The 19,104-nt window shown below is 71.0% G+C and carries 19 protein-coding genes; 18 read left to right on the top strand and 1 reads right to left on the bottom strand.

Annotated elements, in window-relative coordinates; genetic code table 11:
- Positions 1–5 precede the first annotated feature (5 nt).
- From ACZ6ZQ_RS23045 to ftsH, 3 genes are all read left to right on the top strand, one after another.
- On the top strand, positions 6–2,459 hold the full coding sequence (locus ACZ6ZQ_RS23045; RefSeq protein ID WP_469770383.1) for a [protein-PII] uridylyltransferase: 2,454 nt from the start codon (positions 6–8) through the stop codon (positions 2,457–2,459).
- Between the two features lie 99 nt (positions 2,460–2,558).
- Complete coding sequence (ffh, locus tag ACZ6ZQ_RS23040; RefSeq protein WP_469770382.1) at positions 2,559–4,109, top strand: signal recognition particle protein; 1,551 nt, start codon at positions 2,559–2,561, stop codon at positions 4,107–4,109.
- A 153-nt stretch (positions 4,110–4,262) separates the two neighbouring features.
- Complete coding sequence (ftsH, locus tag ACZ6ZQ_RS23035; protein ID WP_469770381.1) at positions 4,263–6,179, top strand: ATP-dependent zinc metalloprotease FtsH; 1,917 nt, start codon at positions 4,263–4,265, stop codon at positions 6,177–6,179.
- A 179-nt stretch (positions 6,180–6,358) separates the two neighbouring features.
- Here the strand turns inward: ftsH and ACZ6ZQ_RS23030 are convergent, their stop codons facing one another.
- Positions 6,359–7,219, bottom strand: coding sequence for an SAM-dependent methyltransferase (locus tag ACZ6ZQ_RS23030; protein WP_469770380.1), 861 nt, complete (start codon positions 7,217–7,219; stop codon positions 6,359–6,361).
- 211 nt (positions 7,220–7,430) lie between these two features.
- On the opposite strand from ACZ6ZQ_RS23030, the gene proS reads away from it, so the two are divergent.
- The 15 genes from proS to ACZ6ZQ_RS22955 all read left to right on the top strand — a co-directional run bounded on the left by proS (position 7,431) and on the right by ACZ6ZQ_RS22955 (position 19,092).
- Positions 7,431–8,846 carry a proline--tRNA ligase gene (gene proS / locus ACZ6ZQ_RS23025; RefSeq protein ID WP_469770379.1) on the top strand — a complete coding sequence of 472 codons (1,416 nt, stop codon included), beginning with the start codon at positions 7,431–7,433 and terminating at the stop codon, positions 8,844–8,846.
- Positions 8,847–9,092: 246 nt separating this feature from the next.
- On the top strand, positions 9,093–9,722 hold the full coding sequence (locus tag ACZ6ZQ_RS23020) for a hypothetical protein (protein ID WP_453659127.1): 630 nt from the start codon (positions 9,093–9,095) through the stop codon (positions 9,720–9,722).
- 212 nt (positions 9,723–9,934) lie between these two features.
- Positions 9,935–10,384 (top strand): 30S ribosomal protein S16, encoded by a 450-nt coding sequence (rpsP, locus tag ACZ6ZQ_RS23015; protein ID WP_469770378.1) that lies wholly within the window; start codon positions 9,935–9,937, stop codon positions 10,382–10,384.
- 2 nt (positions 10,385–10,386) lie between these two features.
- Positions 10,387–10,626, top strand: coding sequence for an RNA-binding protein (locus ACZ6ZQ_RS23010; RefSeq protein ID WP_453659125.1), 240 nt, complete (start codon positions 10,387–10,389; stop codon positions 10,624–10,626).
- Between the two features lie 76 nt (positions 10,627–10,702).
- Positions 10,703–11,251, top strand: coding sequence for a ribosome maturation factor RimM (gene rimM, locus ACZ6ZQ_RS23005; RefSeq protein WP_469770377.1), 549 nt, complete (start codon positions 10,703–10,705; stop codon positions 11,249–11,251).
- Positions 11,251–12,072: a tRNA (guanosine(37)-N1)-methyltransferase TrmD gene (gene trmD, locus ACZ6ZQ_RS23000; RefSeq protein ID WP_469770376.1), complete on the top strand. Its 822-nt coding sequence runs from the start codon at positions 11,251–11,253 to the stop codon at positions 12,070–12,072. The genes rimM and trmD overlap by 1 nt, the downstream gene beginning before the upstream one ends.
- A 129-nt stretch (positions 12,073–12,201) precedes the next feature.
- On the top strand, positions 12,202–12,552 hold the full coding sequence (rplS, locus tag ACZ6ZQ_RS22995; RefSeq protein ID WP_453659122.1) for a 50S ribosomal protein L19: 351 nt from the start codon (positions 12,202–12,204) through the stop codon (positions 12,550–12,552).
- A gap of 72 nt (positions 12,553–12,624) precedes the next feature.
- The gene (gene lepB / locus ACZ6ZQ_RS22990; protein ID WP_469770375.1) at positions 12,625–13,392 is read left to right on the top strand and encodes a signal peptidase I; all 768 of its coding nucleotides are present in this window, start codon (positions 12,625–12,627) and stop codon (positions 13,390–13,392) included.
- A complete protein-coding gene (lepB, locus tag ACZ6ZQ_RS22985; RefSeq protein WP_469770374.1) occupies positions 13,385–14,470 on the top strand; it encodes a signal peptidase I in 1,086 nt (361 codons plus the stop codon). Before lepB (ACZ6ZQ_RS22990) ends, lepB (ACZ6ZQ_RS22985) begins: the two co-directional genes overlap by 8 nt.
- Positions 14,361–15,245: a signal peptidase I gene (gene lepB, locus ACZ6ZQ_RS22980; protein ID WP_469770425.1), complete on the top strand. Its 885-nt coding sequence runs from the start codon at positions 14,361–14,363 to the stop codon at positions 15,243–15,245. The genes lepB (ACZ6ZQ_RS22985) and lepB (ACZ6ZQ_RS22980) overlap by 110 nt, the downstream gene beginning before the upstream one ends.
- Positions 15,246–15,295: 50 nt before the next feature.
- Entirely contained in the window at positions 15,296–16,048 is a 753-nt protein-coding gene (gene lepB / locus ACZ6ZQ_RS22975; protein ID WP_469770373.1) for a signal peptidase I, read from the top strand.
- Positions 16,041–16,532, top strand: a complete 492-nt coding sequence (locus ACZ6ZQ_RS22970; RefSeq protein ID WP_453659118.1) for an NUDIX hydrolase — start codon at positions 16,041–16,043, stop codon at positions 16,530–16,532. The genes lepB (ACZ6ZQ_RS22975) and ACZ6ZQ_RS22970 overlap by 8 nt, the downstream gene beginning before the upstream one ends.
- A 55-nt stretch (positions 16,533–16,587) precedes the next feature.
- Positions 16,588–16,896 carry a DUF2469 domain-containing protein gene (locus ACZ6ZQ_RS22965; protein WP_003965949.1) on the top strand — a complete coding sequence of 103 codons (309 nt, stop codon included), beginning with the start codon at positions 16,588–16,590 and terminating at the stop codon, positions 16,894–16,896.
- 193 nt (positions 16,897–17,089) lie between these two features.
- Positions 17,090–17,470, top strand: coding sequence for a YraN family protein (locus ACZ6ZQ_RS22960; RefSeq protein WP_469770372.1), 381 nt, complete (start codon positions 17,090–17,092; stop codon positions 17,468–17,470).
- Positions 17,470–19,092 (top strand): YifB family Mg chelatase-like AAA ATPase, encoded by a 1,623-nt coding sequence (locus ACZ6ZQ_RS22955; RefSeq protein WP_469770371.1) that lies wholly within the window; start codon positions 17,470–17,472, stop codon positions 19,090–19,092. The genes ACZ6ZQ_RS22960 and ACZ6ZQ_RS22955 overlap by 1 nt, the downstream gene beginning before the upstream one ends.
- Positions 19,093–19,104 lie beyond the last annotated feature (12 nt).

Below are 19,104 nucleotides of genomic sequence, written 5' to 3'. Positions count from 1 at the left end.
GCTGGGTGACGAGCGTCGACCTGACCACGGAAACCGAAGACTCGGGACCCAGCGGCTACGCGGCGGCCCGGCTGCGCCTCCTCCAGGAGAAGGCGCAGTCCGGGCCGCCGCGCCGTGCCGCCCTGGCCCGGCTGACCGACCACTGGCTCTCTGCGCTGTTCACCGCCGCGGTGGAGAGCACCGGTGTGCGCGGCGCCGCGCTTGTCGCCGTCGGCGGATACGGACGCGGGGAACTGTCCCCGCGCAGCGATCTCGATCTGCTCCTGCTCCACGACGGCAGCGCCGACGCCGGAGCGATCGCGTCCCTGGCCGACCGGATCTGGTACCCGGTCTGGGACCTCGGCCTCGCTCTCGACCACTCCGTCCGCACCCCCGCCGAGGCCCGCGGAACCGCAGGTGAGGACCTCAAGGTGCAACTCGGGCTGCTCGACGCCCGCGCCGTCGCCGGCGACCTCGGGCTGGTCGCCGGACTGCGTACCGCCGTCCTCGCCGACTGGCGCAACCAGGCGCCCAGACGTCTTCCGGAGCTCGACGAGCTCTGCCGTGAGCGGGCCGAACGGCAGGGCGAGCTGCAGTTCCTGCTGGAGCCGGACCTCAAGGAGGCCCGCGGCGGGCTGCGTGACGCCACCGCCCTGCGCGCCGTCGCCGCGTCCTGGCTCGCCGACGCCCCCCGCGAAGGGCTCACCGAGGCGCGCCGGGTGCTCCTCGACACCCGCGACGCGCTGCACCTCACGACCGGCCGGGCCACCGACCGGCTCGCGCTCCAGGAACAGGAACAGGTCGCCGGCGAACTGGGCCTGCTGGACGCCGACGCACTGCTGCGGCAGGTGTACGAGGCCGCGCGGACCGTCTCGTACGCCTCCGACGTCACCTGGCGCGAGGTGAACCGGGTGCTCAAGGCCCGGTCCGTACGGCCACGCCTGCGCACCATGCTCGGCGCCGGACGGCGTCCGGAGCCCGAGCGCACCCCGCTCGCCGAGGGTGTCGTCGAGATGGACGGCGAGGTCGTCCTCGCCCGCACCGCCAAGCCGGAGCGCGACCCGGTGCTGCCCCTGCGCGCGGCTGCCGCCGCGGCCCAGTCCGGCCTGCCGGTCTCCCTGCACGCCGTACGCCACCTCGCCGCGGCCGCCAAGCCGATGCCCGTGCCCTGGCCCGCCGACGCCCGGGAGGAGCTCGTCACCCTCCTCGGCGCCGGCGAGTCCACCGTCGCCGTGTGGGAGGCCCTGGAGGCCGAGGGTCTGATCACCCGGCTGCTGCCGGACTGGGAGCGCGTGCGGTGCCGGCCGCAGCGCAACCCCGTGCACACCTGGACCGTCGACCGCCACCTCGTCGAGGCCGCCGTCCGAGCCTCCGCCCTCACCCGCCGCGTCGGCCGCCCCGACCTGCTGCTCGTCGCGGCGCTGCTCCATGACATCGGCAAGGGCTGGCCGGGCGACCACTCGGTCGCCGGGGAGACCATCGCCCGCGACGTCGCCACCCGGATCGGCTTCGACAAACACGATGTGGGCGTCATCGCCACCCTCGTACGCCATCACCTGCTGCTCATCGAGACCGCGACCCGGCGCGATCTCGACGACCCCGCGACCGTGCGATCGGTCGCCTCGGTCGTCGGATCGCTGAGCACTCTGGAGCTGCTGCACGCCCTCACCGAGGCCGACGCGCTCGCCACCGGGCCCGCCGCGTGGTCGTCCTGGCGCGGCTCGCTCGTCGCCGACCTGGTGAAACGCGTCGCCGGCGTGCTCGCGGGCGAGGCTCCCGCCGAACCGGAGCCCGCGGCCCCGAGCGCCGAGCAGGAGCGGCTCGCCATCGAGGCGCTGCGCACGGGGGGACCCGTGCTCGCCCTGCACGCGCAGGCCGAGACCCCGCAGCCGGAGGGCGAACCGGAACCGGTCGGCGTGGAACTGCTCATCGCCGTGCCCGACCAGCCGGGCGTGCTGCCCGCCGTCGCCGGTGTCCTCGCCCTGCACCGGCTCACCGTCCGCGCGGCCGACCTGCGCGCCGTCGAGCTGCCCAGCGAGGTGGGGCCCGGGGCCGTACTCGTACTGAACTGGCGGGTCGCGGCCGCGTACGGCTCGCTGCCGCAGGCCGCCCGGCTCCGCGTCGATCTCGTGCGCGCCCTCGACGGCTCGCTGGACATCCCCGCCAGACTGGCCGAGCGGGACGCCGCCTATCCGCGCCGGAGAGGCGCGCAGGCTCCGCCGCCCCGGGTCACCGTCGCCCCGGCCGCCTCCCGGCTCGCCACCGTGATCGAGGTCCGCGCCCAGGACGCTCCCGGGCTGCTGCACCGCATCGGTCATGCCCTCGAATCCGCGGCGGTCCGGGTACGCAGCGCACATGTGTCCACGCTCGGCGCCAATGCCGTGGATGCGTTCTACGTCACAGGCCCCGAAGGGGCTCCGCTGCCGTCCGGGGAGGCCGCTGACGTGGCTCGCACGCTCGAAGCGACCCTGCGCGGGTGACGGGCCCCGAGACAGGGGGCAGACCCCATCCCACACGTGCGGATACCCTTGGGAGACATCTGTCCGCCCGCCCCCGAGACCTGAGGATCCGCGACCGCCGTGTTCGACACCCTCTCCGACCGCCTTGCAGCGACATTCAAGAACCTCCGGGGCAAGGGCCGCCTGTCCGAGGCGGACATCGACGCCACGGCGCGCGAGATCCGTATCGCGCTGCTCGAGGCGGACGTGGCGCTGCCCGTCGTGCGTGCCTTCATCAAGCAGGTCAAGGAGCGCGCGCTGGGCTCCGAGGTGTCCCAGGCGCTGAACCCGGCCCAGCAGGTCATCAAGATCGTCAACGAGGAGCTCATCGGCATCCTCGGCGGCGAGACCCGCCGGCTGCGCTTCTCCAAGCAGCCGCCGACCGTGATCATGCTCGCGGGTCTGCAGGGTGCCGGTAAGACGACGCTGGCCGGAAAGCTCGGTCTCTGGCTCAAGAGCCAGGGCCACTCCCCGCTGCTCGTCGCCTGTGACCTCCAGCGCCCCAACGCCGTCACCCAGCTCGGTGTGGTCGCCGAGCGCGCGGGCGTCGCCTTCTTCGGCCCGCAGCCGGGCAACGGCGTGGGCGACCCGGTGCAGGTCGCCAAGGAGTCGATCGAGTACGCGAAGACGAAGGTCCACGACATCGTCATCGTCGACACCGCCGGCCGCCTCGGCATCGACCAGGAGATGATGCAGCAGGCCGCGGACATCCGTGACGCGGTCGGCCCGGACGAGGTCCTCTTCGTCGTCGACGCGATGATCGGTCAGGACGCCGTCAACACGGCGGAGGCTTTCCGCGACGGCGTCGGCTTCGACGGTGTGGTGCTGTCCAAGCTGGACGGCGACGCCCGCGGTGGCGCCGCGCTCTCCATCGCGCACGTCACCGGCAAGCAGATCATGTTCGCCTCCAACGGCGAGAAGCTCGACGACTTCGACGCGTTCCACCCGGACCGCATGGCGTCCCGCATCCTCGGCATGGGCGACATGCTCTCGCTCATCGAGAAGGCCGAGCAGACCTTCAGCCAGGAAGAGGCCGCCAAGATGGCCTCCAAGCTGGCGAGCAGCAAGGGCAAGGACTTCACGCTCGACGACTTCCTGGCGCAGATGGAGCAGGTCAGGAAGATGGGCTCCATCTCCAAGCTGCTCGGCATGCTGCCCGGCATGGGTCAGATCAAGGACCAGATCAACAACATCGACGAGCGTGACGTCGACCGCACGGCCGCGATCATCAAGTCGATGACCCCGGCCGAGCGCCACGAGCCGACGATCATCAACGGTTCGCGCCGCGCCCGTATCGCCAAGGGCTCCGGTGTCGATGTCAGCGCAGTGAAGAACCTGGTCGAGCGGTTCTTCGAGGCACGCAAGATGATGTCGCGCATGGCGCAGGGCGGCGGCATGCCGGGCATGCCCGGGATCCCGGGCATGGGCGGTGGCCCCGGACGCCAGAAGAAGCAGCAGAAGCAGGCCAAGGGCAAGCGCAAGAGCGGTAACCCGATGAAGCGCAAGGCCGAGGAGCAGGCGGCCGCGGCCCGCCGTGAACAGGCCGCCCAGGGCGGCGCGTTCGGCCTTCCGGCAGCGGACGGCGGCAAGGGCTTCGAGCTCCCGGACGAGTTCAAGAAGTTCATGGGCTGACGCGCCTGAACAGCATGTGAAGAGGGCCCCGCGGTCACCGGACCGCGGGGCCCTCCGCCATGTGACGCCCTGGGTGGCGGGGAGCCGGGATCTGTGCGGTCATGGGCAGAGTCCGGCCCGAGATCACCGGAGCAGGAGGGCAGGAGGGCAGGCGTGGCCAATTCCGTACCCCCGCGCGACCGCACCGACCAGCCCTGGCGCTCCGAGGGTGCGCCGCCACCCCCGCCGCCGAAGAGGAAGATGCCCGGCGGCTGGGTGGGGCTGGTCCTCGCCGCGCTGCTCGTCTTTCTCATCGCCTTTCTGGCGCTGTCGTACTTCGGGGAGAGCGATGAGCCGACGATCTCGTACACCGAGTTCAGCAAGCAGGTCACGGCGGGGAACGTCACCAAGATCTACGCCAAGGGCGACGCGATCCAGGGCGAGCTGAAGAGGGAACAGGCGCTTCCGGGCGGCGGCGACTACACCAAGTTCACCACCCAGCGGCCCGCCTTCGCCGACGACAACCTCTGGCAGCAGCTCACCCGGAAGGGTGTCACCGTGACGGCCGAGCCGGTCGTCGCCGAGCGCGGCTTTCTCGTCAACCTGCTGATCTCGCTCGCACCGCTCCTGCTGCTCGTGCTCCTCTGGGTGTTCCTCGCGCGGCGGATGGGTGGGGGCGTGGGCGGCGGGCCGCTCGGTCGCAAGCCGCCGCCGAAACCCGTCGAGGTGACGGCCGGCAGACGCACCACCTTCGACGACGTGGCCGGTATCGACGAGGTCGAGGGCGAGCTCAGCGATGTCGTCGACTTCCTCAAGAACCCGGAGGCATACCGGAGCATGGGCGCCCGGATGCCCGGCGGTGTCCTCCTCGCGGGCCCGCCCGGCACCGGAAAGACCCTGCTCGCGCGGGCCGTGGCGGGCGAGGCGGGAGTGGCGTTCTTCTCCGCGTCCGCCTCCGAGTTCATCGAGATGATCGTGGGCGTGGGCGCCTCGCGGGTGCGGGAACTCTTCGCCGAGGCCCGCAAGGTCGCCCCGGCCATCGTCTTCATCGACGAGATCGACACCATCGGCAGGGTGCGTGGCGGCGGCGCGAGCCTCGGCGGCCACGACGAGCGCGAGCAGACGCTCAACCAGATCCTGACCGAGATGGACGGCTTCACCGGCTCCGAGGGCGTCGTGGTGCTCGCCGCCACCAACCGCGCCGACGTCCTCGACCCCGCACTCACCCGGCCGGGGCGCTTCGACCGCATCGTGCAGGTCAGCCCGCCCGACCGGGGCGGCCGCCGGGCGATCCTGGAGATCCACACCCGGGAGATCCCGCTGGCCAAGACCGTCGACCTCGCCCAGGTGGCCCGCACGACACCGGGAATGACCGGCGCCGAACTCGCCAACCTCGCCAACGAGGCCGCGCTGCTCGCGGTCAAACGCCGCCAGAGCGAGGTCACCCAGAGCGATCTCTCCGACGCCCTGGAGAAGGTGCAGCTCGGTGCGGAGCGGCCGCTGGTGATGCCGGAGGAGGAGCGCCGCAGGACCGCTTACCACGAGAGCGGCCATGCACTGCTCGGCATGCTCCAGCCCGGTGCCGACCCCGTCCGGAAGGTCACGATCGTGCCGCGCGGCCGTGCGCTGGGCGTCACCCTCTCCACCCCGGACGCCGACAGATACGCGTACACCGAGGAGTATCTGCGCGGCCGCATCATCGGCGCGCTCGGCGGCATGGCAGCCGAGCACGTCGTCTTCGGGGTGGTCACGACCGGTTCGGAGAGCGACCTGGAGCAGGTCACCCACCTCGTCCGGGGCATGGTCGGCCGCTGGGGCATGAGCGAGCGCGTGGGCCGGCTCACCGCCATCCCCGGCGACGCGCAGGAGCCGTACGGACTCATGGCCGCCTCGGCGACGCTGGACGCCGTCGACCACGAGATGCGCCGGATCGCCGACGAGTGCTACGAGAGCGCCTGCCGCCAGTTGCGCGACAACCGCGACCGGCTGGACGCTCTCGCGGAGGCCCTGCTCGCCAACGAGACCCTGGAGGAGCCCGCGGCATACCGCGCGGCGGGCATCCCACGCCTCAGCAAGGACGAGTCGGAGTAGGCCGTACCCGCCGAGCCGGGACTCGGACCCGGACCCCGTGCTTCGGCCGCCGCCGGGGTCCGCCGGAGCCCGTCCGGGGGTCCCAGGCGAAGCGCCGGGAGAGGCCGAGGACATGGGCGGAGGCCGTACGGAGTCCAGGAGCCTGCCGTCGGTTCGGGCCCTGCGACGCAGCGTCGCCCCTACCGCGTGCGGGCGATCAGGTAGCGGAAGACGTTCGGCATCCACACCGTCCCGTCGGCCCGTACATGCGCGTGCAGCGCCTCCGTGACCTCCTTCTCGACCTGCGCCTGGTCCGTCGCCCGCACCGCAGCGTCGAACAGCCCGGTCGACAGCAGCCCGCGCACCGCGCTCTCCAGGTCCGCGTAGCCGAAGGGGCACGCCACCCGCCCGGAGCCGTCCGGCTTGAGACCCGCCCTGGTCGCCACGTCCTCCAGGTCGTCCCGCCGTGTCGGACGCCAGCCGCCGCCCGCGCGCAGCCGCTCGGTGAGCCGGCTCGCGACCCGCAGCACCGTCGACGTGGCGCACCGTTCCGGCGGGCCCCAGCCGGCCAGTACGACCGGGCTGCCGCGCTCGGCCAGCGGAACCGCCGCCTCCAACGCGGGGACGAGTCCTTCGGAGTCGCCTGCCGTACACCCGATCGGCTGAAAAATCGTGATCATGCTGAACCGGGGGAGCGCGGGATCGGCCGCCGCCTCGGGACCGCCCTCCACCAGTCGCGCCCCCGCCGCGGCGGACGAGGCAGCCCGGTCGGGCTCCGGCGCGAGCAGCCGCTCGCGGGCCAGCGCCATCCTGGACCGGTCCGTGTCGACGCCGGTGACGATCGCCCCGCGCGCCGCGGCCATCAGCAGGGCAAGACCGGAGCCGCAGCCGAGCCCCAACAGCCGGGAGCCCTTGCCGACCTCCAGGTGCTCGTACACCGCCTCGTAGAGGGGCACCAGCATCCGCTCCTGGATCTCGACCCAGTCGCGGGCGCGTGCGGCGGGATCCGCCGGGGGAGCGGAGGCCGTACGGGAGTGGTGCCGGACGAGCGTAGGTGTCATCGAAAAGCGCCCCAATCCGCCGAGAGGTCAGCTGTGCCCTGATTGACAGCCCCCCGTGTACGTGCGCTCGTGCTCCCCCCGTATGCCAGGGAACTCCGCATCCGTCCGTACGTCCAGAGGTCGCGCCGCAATGCCTCGCGTGCCCCGGTCGTGCGCCCTCGCGCCCCGAACGATTCCCCATCCAGAGTGCGGCCCCCTTACGATTCCCGCCATGGCAAAGGCACCCGTTCTCACGCCGCAGGCGGAGGACTTCCCTCGCTGGTACCAGGACCTGATCAACAAGGCCGAGCTCGCCGACAACGGCCCGGTGCGCGGCACGATGGTGATCCGCCCCTACGGGTACGGGCTCTGGGAACGGATGCAGCAGGAGATGGACGCCCGCATCAAGGAAGCCGGGGCGTCCAACGCGTACTTCCCCCTCTTCATCCCGCAGTCGTACCTGACGAAGGAGGCCGAGCACGTCGAGGGCTTCGCCCCGGAGCTCGCGGTCGTCACGCACGGCGGGGGCAAGGAGCTGGAGGAGCCGGTCGTCGTCCGCCCCACCTCCGAGACGATCATCAACGACTACTTCTCCAAGTGGATCCAGAGCTACCGCGATCTGCCGCTGCTGATCAACCAGTGGGCGAACGTGGTCCGCTGGGAGATGCGTCCCCGGGTCTTCCTGCGCACGACCGAATTCCTCTGGCAGGAGGGCCACACCGCCCACGCCACCTACGAGGACGCCCGGGACTACGCCGCCCACATCCACCGGAACGTCTACGCCGACTTCATGCTGAACGTCCTCGGTATCGATGTGGTGCTGGGCCGCAAGACGTCCAGGGAGCGCTTCGCCGGCGCCGTCAACACCCTCACGCTCGAGGGCATGATGGGTGACGGCAAGGCCCTCCAGATGGGCACGAGCCATGAGCTCGGCACCAACTTCTCCAAGGCCTTCAACACCACCTATCTGTCGAAGGACGGCAAGCAGGAGCTGGCCTGGCAGACCTCCTGGGGCTCCTCCACCCGGATGGTCGGCGGCCTGATCATGTCGCACGGCGACGACAACGGCCTGCGCGTCCCGCCGCGCCTGGCGCCCGTACAGGCCGTCGTCCTCGCCATCAAGGGCGACGAGGCGGTGCTGGCCAAGGTCCGCGAGATCGGCGACCGGCTCAGGGCCGCGGGCGTCCGCGTCCAGGTCGACGACCGCACCGACACCCCCTTCGGCCGCCGGGCCGTCGACTGGGAGCTCAAGGGCGTGCCGGTACGCATCGAGGTCGGCCCGCGCGATCTGGAGGCCGGCACGGCGATGCTGGCCCGCCGCATTCCCGGTGGCAAGGAACCCGTCGCGATCGAGTCGCTCGCCGGTCTGCTGCCCACGGTGCTGGAGGAGGACCAGGCGCTGCTGCTGCGCCAGTCGCGTGAACGCCGAGAGGCCCGTACGAGCGATGTGACGACGATCGAGGAGGCCGCCGAGGCCGCGGTCGCGGGCGGCTGGGCGCGTATCCCCTGGGCGGCACTCGGCACGGAGGGCGAGGCGGTGCTCGCCGATCAGGCCGTGTCGGTGCGGTGTCTGGTCGCGGCGGACGGGTCGGTGCCGGACGCCGACGACGCCCCGGGTACGCTCGCGATCGTCGCGCGGGCCTACTGACGGCGGGTCGCGGCCGGGCGGGGCGCCTCCGAGGTCCCACGAGCCCCCTCGGGCCATCCGCGCCCCGGAGTGCGGTCCCGGGGTACGCGCCGGGGCGTGCATCTTCGGCATTACTTCGTAGACGTGTAGCTACGTACCGGCTTGGTGTGACCTGTGAGGCTTCTCCGCAGATCAGCGCACCCGCCCTCGTCAGGACGCATCAATGGCAACTGACGGGTACGTGCAAAATATTTGGGATGCCCCGGAATGGAACCCGCGAGCCGCCCGGCTCGTTATCACGACGTGAGCACGACACCACCTGTTCTCGCCGCAGAGCTGGCACAGGCGTGGGCCGACATTCAGCGGCACCACCCCGAGCTGCCTGACCTTGCCGCGCCAGAGTCCCTGATCGGAGAGTCCTCGTCCGCCTGCGGTCACGAGCTCTCCTTCGAGCGACTGCTCCACGAGGCAGTCCACGGCATCGCCGCCGCCCGAGGGGTCCGTGACACCTCGCGCGCCGGCCGCTACCACAACCGCCGGTTCCTGGCGATCGCCGAGGAGATGGGCCTGGACCACCCGGAGGAGCCGCACCCGAGCAGTGGTTTCTCGCTGGTCACGCTCAACCCCGAGGCGAAGCGGCGGTATCGCCCGACGATCGAGCGGCTGCAGCGCGCCCTCGCCGCGCACACGGTCGCGACGGCCTCCGACACCAAACGGACCTTCCGGGGCCCGGCCGCGCGGCACGGTTCGTCCGGCGGCGGCGTCCGGGTGAAGGCCGTCTGCGAGTGCGGTCGCAACGTCCGGGTCGTGCCGTCGGTCCTCGCCCAGGCGCCGATCGTCTGCGGCGGCTGCGGGAAGCCGTTCCGCATCCCGGAAGCGGTGGCCGCGGCGAGCTGAGCCGCCCGGCCGCGCACGGGAGTGGGGCCTCGCGCCGACCTGGGCACGGGTCGGACGGTCCGGATCCGTGTGGCACAATGGCTAGCTGTACTCGACAGTCGCACAGGACCCCTCTCTCCTCCGGCTGACGCGTCCATCGGGCCATCGGGTCCGCAACCCCACGCGGCATCTCGTTGTGCCCAACCACGTCAAAACCAGGAGAACCCACTCCCGTGGCAGTCAAGATCAAGCTGAAGCGTCTGGGCAAGATCCGTTCGCCTCACTACCGCATCGTCGTCGCCGACTCCCGTACCCGCCGTGACGGCCGGGCCATCGAGGAGATCGGTCTGTACCACCCGACGTACAACCCGTCGCGCATCGAGGTCGACTCGGAGCGTGCGCAGTACTGGCTGTCCGTCGGCGCCCAGCCGACCGAGCCGGTTCTCGCGATCCTGAAGCTCACCGGCGACTGGCAGAAGCACAAGGGCCTGCCGGCCCCGGAGAAGCCGCTGCTCCAGCCGGAGACGAAGGAAGACAAGCGCGCTTCCTTCGAGGCCTTCGCCAAGACCCTCGAGGGCGACGACGCCAAGGGTGAGGCCATCACCCCGAAGGCGAAGAAGACCGAGAAGAAGGCGGACGAGGCTGCTGAGTCGGCTGCTCCCGCCGAGTCGACCGAGGCCTGAGCATGCTCGAGGAGGCTCTCGAGCACCTCGTGAAGGGCATCGTCGACAACCCGGACGATGTGCACGTGGCCTCGCGCACTCTGCGCCGTGGGCGTGTGCTGGAGGTCCGGGTGCACCCCGACGATCTCGGTAAGGTGATCGGCCGCAACGGCCGCACCGCGCGCGCCCTGCGCACCGTTGTGGGCGCCATCGGCGGTCGTGGTATCCGTGTCGACCTCGTCGATGTGGACCAGGTCCACTGAGAAGTTGAATCACCGGCACGGGCCGGGGTGGGCTGCGGCCCATCCCGGCCCGAGTCGTATGACAGGAGCATTGAGCGTGCAGTTGGTAGTCGCGCGGATCGGCCGTGCCCATGGCATCAAGGGCGAAGTCACCGTCGAGGTACGTACCGACGAGCCGGAACTGAGGCTCGCACCCGGGGCCGTACTGGCCACCGAGCCGGCCTCCGCCGGACCGCTGACCATCGAGTCCGGCCGGGTGCACAGCGGGAGGCTGCTGCTGCGCTTCGAAGGCGTGCGGGACCGCAACGGCGCCGAGGCCCTGCGCAACACCCTGCTGATCGCCGAGGTCGATCCGGACGAGCTGCCGGACGAGCCCGACGAGTACTACGACCACCAGCTGATGGACCTGGACGTGGTGCTCACCGACGGGACCGAGGTCGGGCGGATCACGGAGATCTCGCATCTGCCCTCGCAGGACCTGTTCATCGTGGAGCGGCCCGACGGCAGCGAGGTGATGATCCCCTTCGTCGAGGAGATCGTCACCGAGATCGACCTGGCGGAGCAGAAGGCTGTCATCGACCCGCCGCCGGGACTCATCGACGACCGCGCCGTGATCGATTCCAGCCGTGACGAGGACGCGTCCTGATGCGGCTCGACGTCGTCACGATCTTTCCCGAGTACCTGGAGCCGCTGAACGTCTCGCTCGTCGGCAAGGCGCGGGCACGCGGGCAGCTCGACGTCCACGTGCACGACCTGCGGAACTGGACGTACGACCGGCACAGCACCGTCGACGACACCCCGTACGGCGGCGGCCCCGGCATGGTCATGAAGACCGAGCCCTGGGGTGACGCGCTGGACGATGCGCTCGCGGACGGGTACGAGACGGGCGCGCACGGGCCGGCGCTGGTCGTACCGACCCCCAGCGGCCGTCCGTTCACCCAGGAGCTCGCCGTCGAGCTTTCCGAGCGGCCCTGGCTGATCTTCACCCCCGCCCGGTACGAGGGCATCGACCGCCGCGTGATGGACGAGTACGCCACCCGGATACCGGTCTACGAGGTCTCCATCGGGGACTACGTCCTGGCCGGCGGCGAGGCGGCCGTTCTGGTCATCACTGAGGCCGTGGCGCGGCTGCTGCCGGGCGTCCTCGGCAACGCCGAGTCGCACCGAGACGACTCCTTTGCGCCCGGCGCCATGGCAAACCTGCTGGAGGGGCCCGTCTACACCAAGCCGCCGGTGTGGCGCGGCCGCGACGTCCCGGACGTCCTGCTCAGCGGGCACCACGGGAAGATCGCGCGGTGGCGGCGGGACGAGGCGTTCCGCCGTACGGTCCAGAACCGGCCCGACCTCATCGAGCGCTGCGACCCGTCGGCATTCGACAAGAAGGACCGCGAGATCCTCTCCATCCTCGGCTGGGCGCCCTCGCCCGACGGCCGATTTTGGCGCAGGCCGGAGGCCGTGGAAGAATAGGCCGCTGCCGTACGTCCGGCGTGCGCCCCTGCCACAGGGGGACACGACGCCCGCTCCGACGCCGCGGCCCCCATCTCATCTCTACGTACCGCTGATGACCTGTGGCATCGGCGAAGAAAGCAGACGAACATGTCGCACTTGCTCGACGCCGTCAACACCGCCTCGCTGCGGACCGACGTCCCCGCGTTCCGTCCCGGTGACACCGTGAACGTCCACGTTCGCGTCATCGAGGGCAACCGCTCCCGTATCCAGCAGTTCAAGGGTGTCGTCATCCGCCGCCAGGGCTCCGGCGTCAGCGAGACCTTCACGGTCCGCAAGGTCTCCTTCTCCGTCGGCGTCGAGCGCACCTTCCCGGTGCACAGCCCGATCTTCGAGAAGATCGAGCTCGTCACCCGCGGTGACGTCCGTCGCGCGAAGCTGTACTACCTGCGTGAGCTGCGCGGCAAGGCCGCGAAGATCAAGGAGAAGCGCGAGAACTGAGCTACGGCTCACACCCGCGCGCAGCTGCGGCCTCATACGGTTCTTATGGCGGCCGGATAGCATCTGGCCCCGATGGACACCGAAGCACAGCACACGGAGCGCGACCGCTCTTCCGCACCGGAGACCGATGAGTCCCGGCTGGAAGAGGGGTCGCGCTCCGCGCGCATTTCCCGGCAGTTCTCCTGGCGGCGGGCCGGCCTGCTCGGTGGCGTCTGCGCGGTCTTTCTCCTGCTGCTCAGCCACTTCGTGATGCAGCCCTTCCTGATCCCGAGCACCTCCATGGAGCCGACCCTGGAGGTCGGTGACCGGGTGCTGGTCAACAAGTTGGCGTACCGTTTCGGTTCTGAGCCACGGCGTGGGGACGTGGTCGTCTTCGACGGCACCGGATCCTTCGTCCGGGAAACGCCCGAAGAGAATCCGGTGACCGGGCTGGTGCACGGGGCAGCCGCCGCCGTGGGCCTGGCCGAGCCCGTCGAGACCGACTTCGTGAAGCGCGTGGTAGGCGTCGGGGGCGACCGCGTGGTCTGCTGCGACGAGGGGGGAAGAGTCGAAGTGAACGGCGTGCCGGTCGAAGAGCGCTACGTGTACTTCGGCGACGCCCCGTCCCGGGTGCCCTTCGACATCGTCGTACCGCGAGGCACCCTGTGGGTCATGGGTGACCACCGCAGCAAGTCCCGGGACTCCCGGGACCACTTGGGAGAGCCGGGCGGCGGCGTGGTCCCCCTCGACAAGGTGATCGGACGGGCGGGCTGGATCGGCTGGCCGGTCGGCCGCTGGTCCGCGCTGGAGCCCACCGACGCCTTCGACGGCGTACGCGCACCGGACGGTGCGCATGGGTAACCGCGGACGGCGTGCGAGCCACCGGGCCGACACCCGGCTGCCCACCGGCACGCGCCCCACCAACGGCGTCCGCCCCCTCCCGGGGCGCGCGGAGCGGCGCAGGCTGGCGAAGAAGGTGAAGCGACGGCGGCAGCGGTCCGCCGTCAAGGAGATACCCCTGCTCATAACCGTGGCGCTGCTGATCGCGCTGGTCCTCAAGACCTTCCTCGTCCAGGCCTTCGTGATCCCCTCCGGCTCGATGGAACAGACGATCCAGATCGACGACCGGGTGCTGGTGGACAAGCTGACGCCGTGGTTCGGCTCGAAGCCGGAGCGAGGCGACGTCGTGGTCTTCAAGGACCCCGGCGGCTGGCTGCGGGAGGAGCAGACCCCCAAGAAGGACGACCCGGTCGTCGTCAAGCAGGTCAAGCAGGCGCTGACCTTCATCGGTCTGCTGCCGTCCGACGACGAGCAGGATCTGATCAAGCGCGTGGTCGCGGTCGGGGGCGACCGCGTGGTCTGCTGCGACCAGGGCGGCAGGGTCACGGTCAACGGCGTACCGCTGAACGAGCCGTATCTGCATCCCGGAAACGCCCCCTCCAAACTCAAGTTCGACGTGCAGGTCCCGGCCGGGCGGCTCTTCGTCATGGGCGACCACCGGTCGAATTCGGCCGACTCGCGCTTCCACCTCGACGAGGAGTACCGCGGCACGGTCTCGGAGGAGGAGGTCGTCGGGCGTGCGGTCGTCATCGCATGGCCGTTCGACCACTGGAGCAAGCTGGAAGAGCGGGGAACGTACGCCTCTGTGCCCGATGCGCGTGCCGGGACGGCCACGGCACACGGACCGTCGCATAGTGTGTCCTCTCAGGATCTGAACGGAATGGTCCTGCTCCCGAGCCCTGCGGAACTCCCGCTCGTTATGGGAGTGGTGGGCCTGCGCCGCCTCCGGCGCCGGCGGTTGCACGGAGTGAGGAGTGGATGTGGGGGATTTGGCGGTCGACGCACGATCCGGACACGACGAGCACGAGGAGCGGCCGGAGCGGTTGGCGGAGCCTTCCCCCGACGGCGATGGCTCCGGAGGCGGTTCCCCGGAGGGTGACGGTGACCCAGTGAGGACGCACCGGTCGTTCTGGAAGGAACTGCCCCTGCTGATCGGTATCGCACTGCTCCTCGCTCTGCTGATCAAGACATTCCTGGTGCAGGCGTTCTCGATCCCCTCCGACTCGATGATGAACACGCTGCAGCGCGGCGACCGGGTGCTGGTCGACAAGCTGACGCCGTGGTTCGGTTCGGAGCCCGAGCGCGGCGAGGTCGTCGTCTTCCACGACCCGGGCGGCTGGCTGGACGACGCCCAGGCCCCCGAGCCCAACGCGATGCAGAAGTTCCTCAGCTTCATCGGACTGATGCCGTCCGCCGAGGAGAAGGACCTGATCAAGCGGGTCATCGGGGTCGGCGGGGACACCGTCGAGTGCAAGAAGGGCGGCAAGGTCCACGTCAACGGCAAGCCGCTGGACGAGACGTCGTACATCCACCCCGGAAGCACGCCGTGCGACGACAAGCCGTTCGGGCCGGTCAAGGTGCCCGAGGGCAGCATCTGGGTCATGGGTGACAACCGGCAGAACTCGCTGGACTCGCGCTACCACCAGGAACTCCCCGGCAACGGCACGGTCAAGAACGACGAGGTCGTAGGACGGGCCGTCGTCGTGGCCTGGCCGTTCAGCCGCTGGTCCACGCTTCCGGTGCCCGCCACCTTCGACCAGCCCGGACTGAGCGCCGCGGCAGCCGTCGCCCCGGGCGCACTGGGTGTCGCGGGTGCGTTGCCCATCGTGCTGGTGCGCCGCAGGATGCTGACCCGGGAGCAGACTGGCGGGTAGGGTGCCGCTCGGATCAGCGATCGTCGATCTCCGAGGTGGGGAGCGCTGGGATGAGCGGAACAGGACGTACGGAAGGCGGCCGCGGCCGGCTCGGCAGGGTGCTGTCGGGGCTGGCTGTGGCCGTCGGCTGTGTGCTCTTCCTCGGTGGGTTCGTCTGGGGAGCGGTGCAGTACCGGCCGTACACAGTGCCGACCGAATCCATGTCCCCCACGGTCGAGGCCGGCGACCGGGTGCTGGCACAGCGGATCGAGGGCTCCCAGGTGCGGCGCGGCGATGTCGTCGTCTTCACCGACAAGGTGTGGGGCGACATGCCGATGGTGAAGCGCGTGGTCGGGGTGAGTGGCGACAAGATCGCGTGCTGCGACGCCGACGGCCGGATGACCATCAACGGCAAGGCGATCGAAGAACCGTATCTGCGCAACAAGGGACGGGCCTCGCTGACCGGCTTCACCGCCACCGTGCCCCAAGGGCAGCTCTTCCTGCTCGGTGACGACCGCATGGGCTCCCTGGACTCCCGTGTGCACCTCGAGGACCCCGGGCACGGCTCGGTGCCTCGCGAGGCCGTGACCGCCCGGCTGGACGCCGTGGCATGGCCGCTGGGCGCGCTGGTGGAGCGCCCGCAGAGCTTCGCTGCGCTGCCGGGCGGAGTGTCCCGGCCGGGGCCGGTGAAGATGGTGGTGGGGTCGGTGGCGCTGGGTGCGGTGCTGATCCTGGCGGGCGCGGCGTACGGGCCGGTCGCGCGGGCCTTCGGCCGCCGGAGGACGCCCGGCGGGGCACGGACCAGGGTGACGGCGGATGCCTGAGCAACAGCTGCGGAAGGTCGCACGGGTCATCCTGCTCGACCCGCAGGACCGCATCCTGCTGTTGCACGGCTTCGAGCCGGACGATCCGGCGGACAGCTGGTGGTTCACGCCCGGCGGCGGTATCGAGGGCGGCGAGAGCCGTGAGCAGGCCGCGCTGCGTGAACTCGCCGAGGAGACCGGGATCACAGACGTCGAATTGGGGCCGGTGATCTGGCAGCGGGTGTGCTCGTTCCCGTTCGACGGACGGCGCTGGGACCAGGACGAGTGGTACTACCTGGCACGCACCGGACAGACCGCGACCAGCCTCGACGGCCTGACGCGGCTGGAGCAGCGCAGCGTCGCGGGGCTGAGGTGGTGGACCTCCGCCGAACTGTCTGCGGCGCGTGAGACGGTGTATCCGACCAGACTCGCCGAGCTGCTGCGCACGCTGCTCGACGAGGGTCCTCCGAGTGCGCCGGTGGTCTTGGCCCCAGAAATCGTCTAGGGACGCGCGGGGCTGGCGCACAATAGGGGGACGCACGGCTGAAGGGGAACATGCCATGAGCGCCGAGGACCTCGAAAAGTACGAGACCGAGATGGAGCTGAAGCTCTACCGGGAGTACCGCGACGTCGTCGGTCTGTTCAAATACGTGATCGAGACCGAGCGTCGCTTCTATCTCACCAACGATTACGAGATGCAGGTGCACTCGGTGCAGGGTGAGGTCTTCTTCGAGGTCTCGATGGCGGATGCCTGGGTCTGGGACATGTATCGGCCGGCCAGGTTCGTCAAGCAGGTCCGCGTGCTCACATTCAAGGATGTGAACATCGAGGAGCTGAACAAGAGCGACCTGGAGCTTCCGGGAGGCTGATCCGGGTCCGCTGCCAGGCCAGTGGTCGGGGGCTCTGGCGGTGATGGTGGCGGTGCCTGTGGGCCAGGGCGACCGAGGGCAGGGGTGGTTCCCCCTGCCGGGTGGCTGAGTTATCCACAACGGACGGCTTGTCCACCAAGATCCACAAGCTGGGGTGTGACGCGTCAGAGTCGGTGCCGGAGGTGGTGCCGAGATGAACGCGACGGGGGCACTCGGACAGTACGGCGAGGAGCTGGCGGCCCGACGCCTGGCCGATGCCGGATTGACCGTTCTGGCACGGAACTGGCGGTGCGGACGGGCCGGCGAGATCGACATCGTCGCCCGGGACGGCGACATGGTGGTCGTCTGCGAGGTCAAGACCCGCAGGGGCGGGACCGGGGGACGGGGGCCGTTCGAGCACCCGATGGCCGCGATCACACCCGCCAAGGCGGCCCGGCTCAGACGGCTGGCGGCCTGCTGGCTGGAGCGGCACGACGGACCACCCCCACCGGGCGGGGTGCGGATCGACCTGGTCGGAGTGGTGCTGCCCCGGCGTGGCGCGCCCCGCGTCGAGCACGCGCGGGGGGTGGCCTGATGGGATTCGCTCGTACGTGCTCGGTGGCGCTGGTCGGCGTCGAAGGCGTCGTGGTCGAGGTCCAGGCCGATCTGGAGCCCGGAGTGGCGGCCTTCGCCCTGGTCGGACTGCCCGACAAGAGCCTCGTCGAGAGCCGCGACAGGGTCAGGGCGGCCGTGGTCAACTCGGACGCGGAGTGGCCGCAGAAGAAGCTCACGGTAGGGCTCAGTCCCGCCTCCGTCCCCAAGAGCGGATCGGGTTTCGACCTGGCGGTCGCCTGCGCGGTCCTCGGTGCCGCGGAGTGCATCGACCCGCGGGCGATCGCCGATCTGGTGCTCGTCGGGGAGCTGGGGCTCGACGGCAGGGTGCGGCCCGTGCGCGGGGTACTGCCCGCGGTCCTCGCCGCCGCCGAGGCGGGGTACCGGCAGGTGGTCGTCCCCGAGCAGACAGCCGGGGAGGCGTCCCTGGTGCCGGGCGTATCCGTGCTCGGGGTGCGAAGCCTGCGCCAGCTCATCGCGGTGCTCAACGACGAGCCGGTGCCACAGGAGGAGCCAGACGGCGAGGGCCGGCCGGACGCCATGCTCGCCGGACTCATGGTGCCGGGCGCCGGGGTCGGCACAGGGCTCGCAGCGGATCCGGGCGACGACGGCCACCGGCCGGACCTCGCCGACGTGGCAGGACAGCACGCCGCACGCACGGCCCTGGAGGTCGCGGCGGCGGGCGGCCACCATCTGTTGCTCCACGGGCCGCCGGGAGCGGGCAAGACGATGCTCGCCGAGCGGCTGCCCGCAGTGCTGCCGCCACTGACCCGGCAGGAGTCCCTCGAGGTCACCGCCGTCCACTCCGTCGCCGGCATCCTCCCGCCGGGCGAGCCCCTCGTGCGCACGCCGCCGTACTGCGCCCCGCACCACTCGGCGACCATGCAGTCCCTCGTCGGCGGCGGCCAGGGCCTGCCGAGGCCCGGAGCCGTGTCCCTGGCACACCGGGGTGTGCTGTTCCTCGACGAGGCTCCGGAGTTCTCGGGCAAAGCGCTCGACGCTCTCCGCCAGCCGCTCGAGTCCGGTCATGTGGTCGTCGCGCGCAGCGCAGGGGTGGTGAGGCTTCCGGCCCGCTTCCTCATGGTGCTGGCGGCCAACCCCTGTCCCTGCGGCCGGCACACCCTGCACGGTGCCGGATGCGAGTGCCCCGCATCGCTGATCCGGCGCTACCAGGCCCGGCTGTCCGGGCCGCTGCTCGACCGGGTCGACCTACGTGTCGAGGCGGAGCCGGTCAACCGTTCGGACCTGCTGGGGCAGGGCGGGCGAGGGGAGTCGACGGCGGTCGTCGCCGCCCGGGTCCAGGAGGCCCGGGCCAGGGCCGCCGACCGGTTGGAGGGTACCTCGTGGAGCGTCAACAGTGAGGTGCCCGGTCATGAGCTGCGCACCCGCTGGCAGGTGGCGCCCGGCGCGCTCGCCGCAGCCGAGCGCGACATGGAGCGGGGGCTGCTCACCGCCCGGGGCATGGACCGTGTCCTCCGTGTGGCCTGGACCGTCGCCGACCTCGCCGGGCGCGGGAGGCCCACCGCCCACGACGTGGATCTCGCCCTGCAACTGCGCACGGGCATCGCCAGGGGCGTCCCTGTGGGCATCGGAGCCGAGCGGTGAGCGGGGGCGGCG

The organism is Streptomyces sp. NPDC053673, from assembly GCF_055585225.1.
The sequence above is the reverse complement of the archived record's forward strand: the minus strand, read 5'-3'. Positions and strand labels throughout refer to the sequence as shown.

Excerpts from the sequence above, each read along its gene's own strand:
- ACZ6ZQ_RS22965 (WP_003965949.1), top strand. The coding sequence starts at position 16,588 with ATGAGCGCCGAGGACCTCGAAAAGTACGAGACCGAGATGGAGCTGAAG.
- proS (WP_469770379.1), top strand. The coding sequence starts at position 7,431 with ATGGCAAAGGCACCCGTTCTCACGCCGCAGGCGGAGGACTTCCCTCGC.
- lepB (WP_469770374.1), top strand. The coding sequence starts at position 13,385 with ATGGGTAACCGCGGACGGCGTGCGAGCCACCGGGCCGACACCCGGCTG.
- lepB (WP_469770373.1), top strand. The coding sequence starts at position 15,296 with ATGAGCGGAACAGGACGTACGGAAGGCGGCCGCGGCCGGCTCGGCAGG.
- ACZ6ZQ_RS22960 (WP_469770372.1), top strand. The coding sequence starts at position 17,090 with ATGAACGCGACGGGGGCACTCGGACAGTACGGCGAGGAGCTGGCGGCC.
- ACZ6ZQ_RS23030 (WP_469770380.1), bottom strand. The coding sequence starts at position 7,219 with ATGACACCTACGCTCGTCCGGCACCACTCCCGTACGGCCTCCGCTCCC.
- ACZ6ZQ_RS23020 (WP_453659127.1), top strand. The coding sequence starts at position 9,093 with ATGGAACCCGCGAGCCGCCCGGCTCGTTATCACGACGTGAGCACGACA.
- lepB (WP_469770375.1), top strand. The coding sequence starts at position 12,625 with ATGGACACCGAAGCACAGCACACGGAGCGCGACCGCTCTTCCGCACCG.
- ACZ6ZQ_RS22955 (WP_469770371.1), top strand. The coding sequence starts at position 17,470 with ATGGGATTCGCTCGTACGTGCTCGGTGGCGCTGGTCGGCGTCGAAGGC.
- ACZ6ZQ_RS23010 (WP_453659125.1), top strand. The coding sequence starts at position 10,387 with ATGCTCGAGGAGGCTCTCGAGCACCTCGTGAAGGGCATCGTCGACAAC.
- trmD (WP_469770376.1), top strand. The coding sequence starts at position 11,251 with ATGCGGCTCGACGTCGTCACGATCTTTCCCGAGTACCTGGAGCCGCTG.
- ACZ6ZQ_RS22970 (WP_453659118.1), top strand. The coding sequence starts at position 16,041 with ATGCCTGAGCAACAGCTGCGGAAGGTCGCACGGGTCATCCTGCTCGAC.
- rplS (WP_453659122.1), top strand. The coding sequence starts at position 12,202 with ATGTCGCACTTGCTCGACGCCGTCAACACCGCCTCGCTGCGGACCGAC.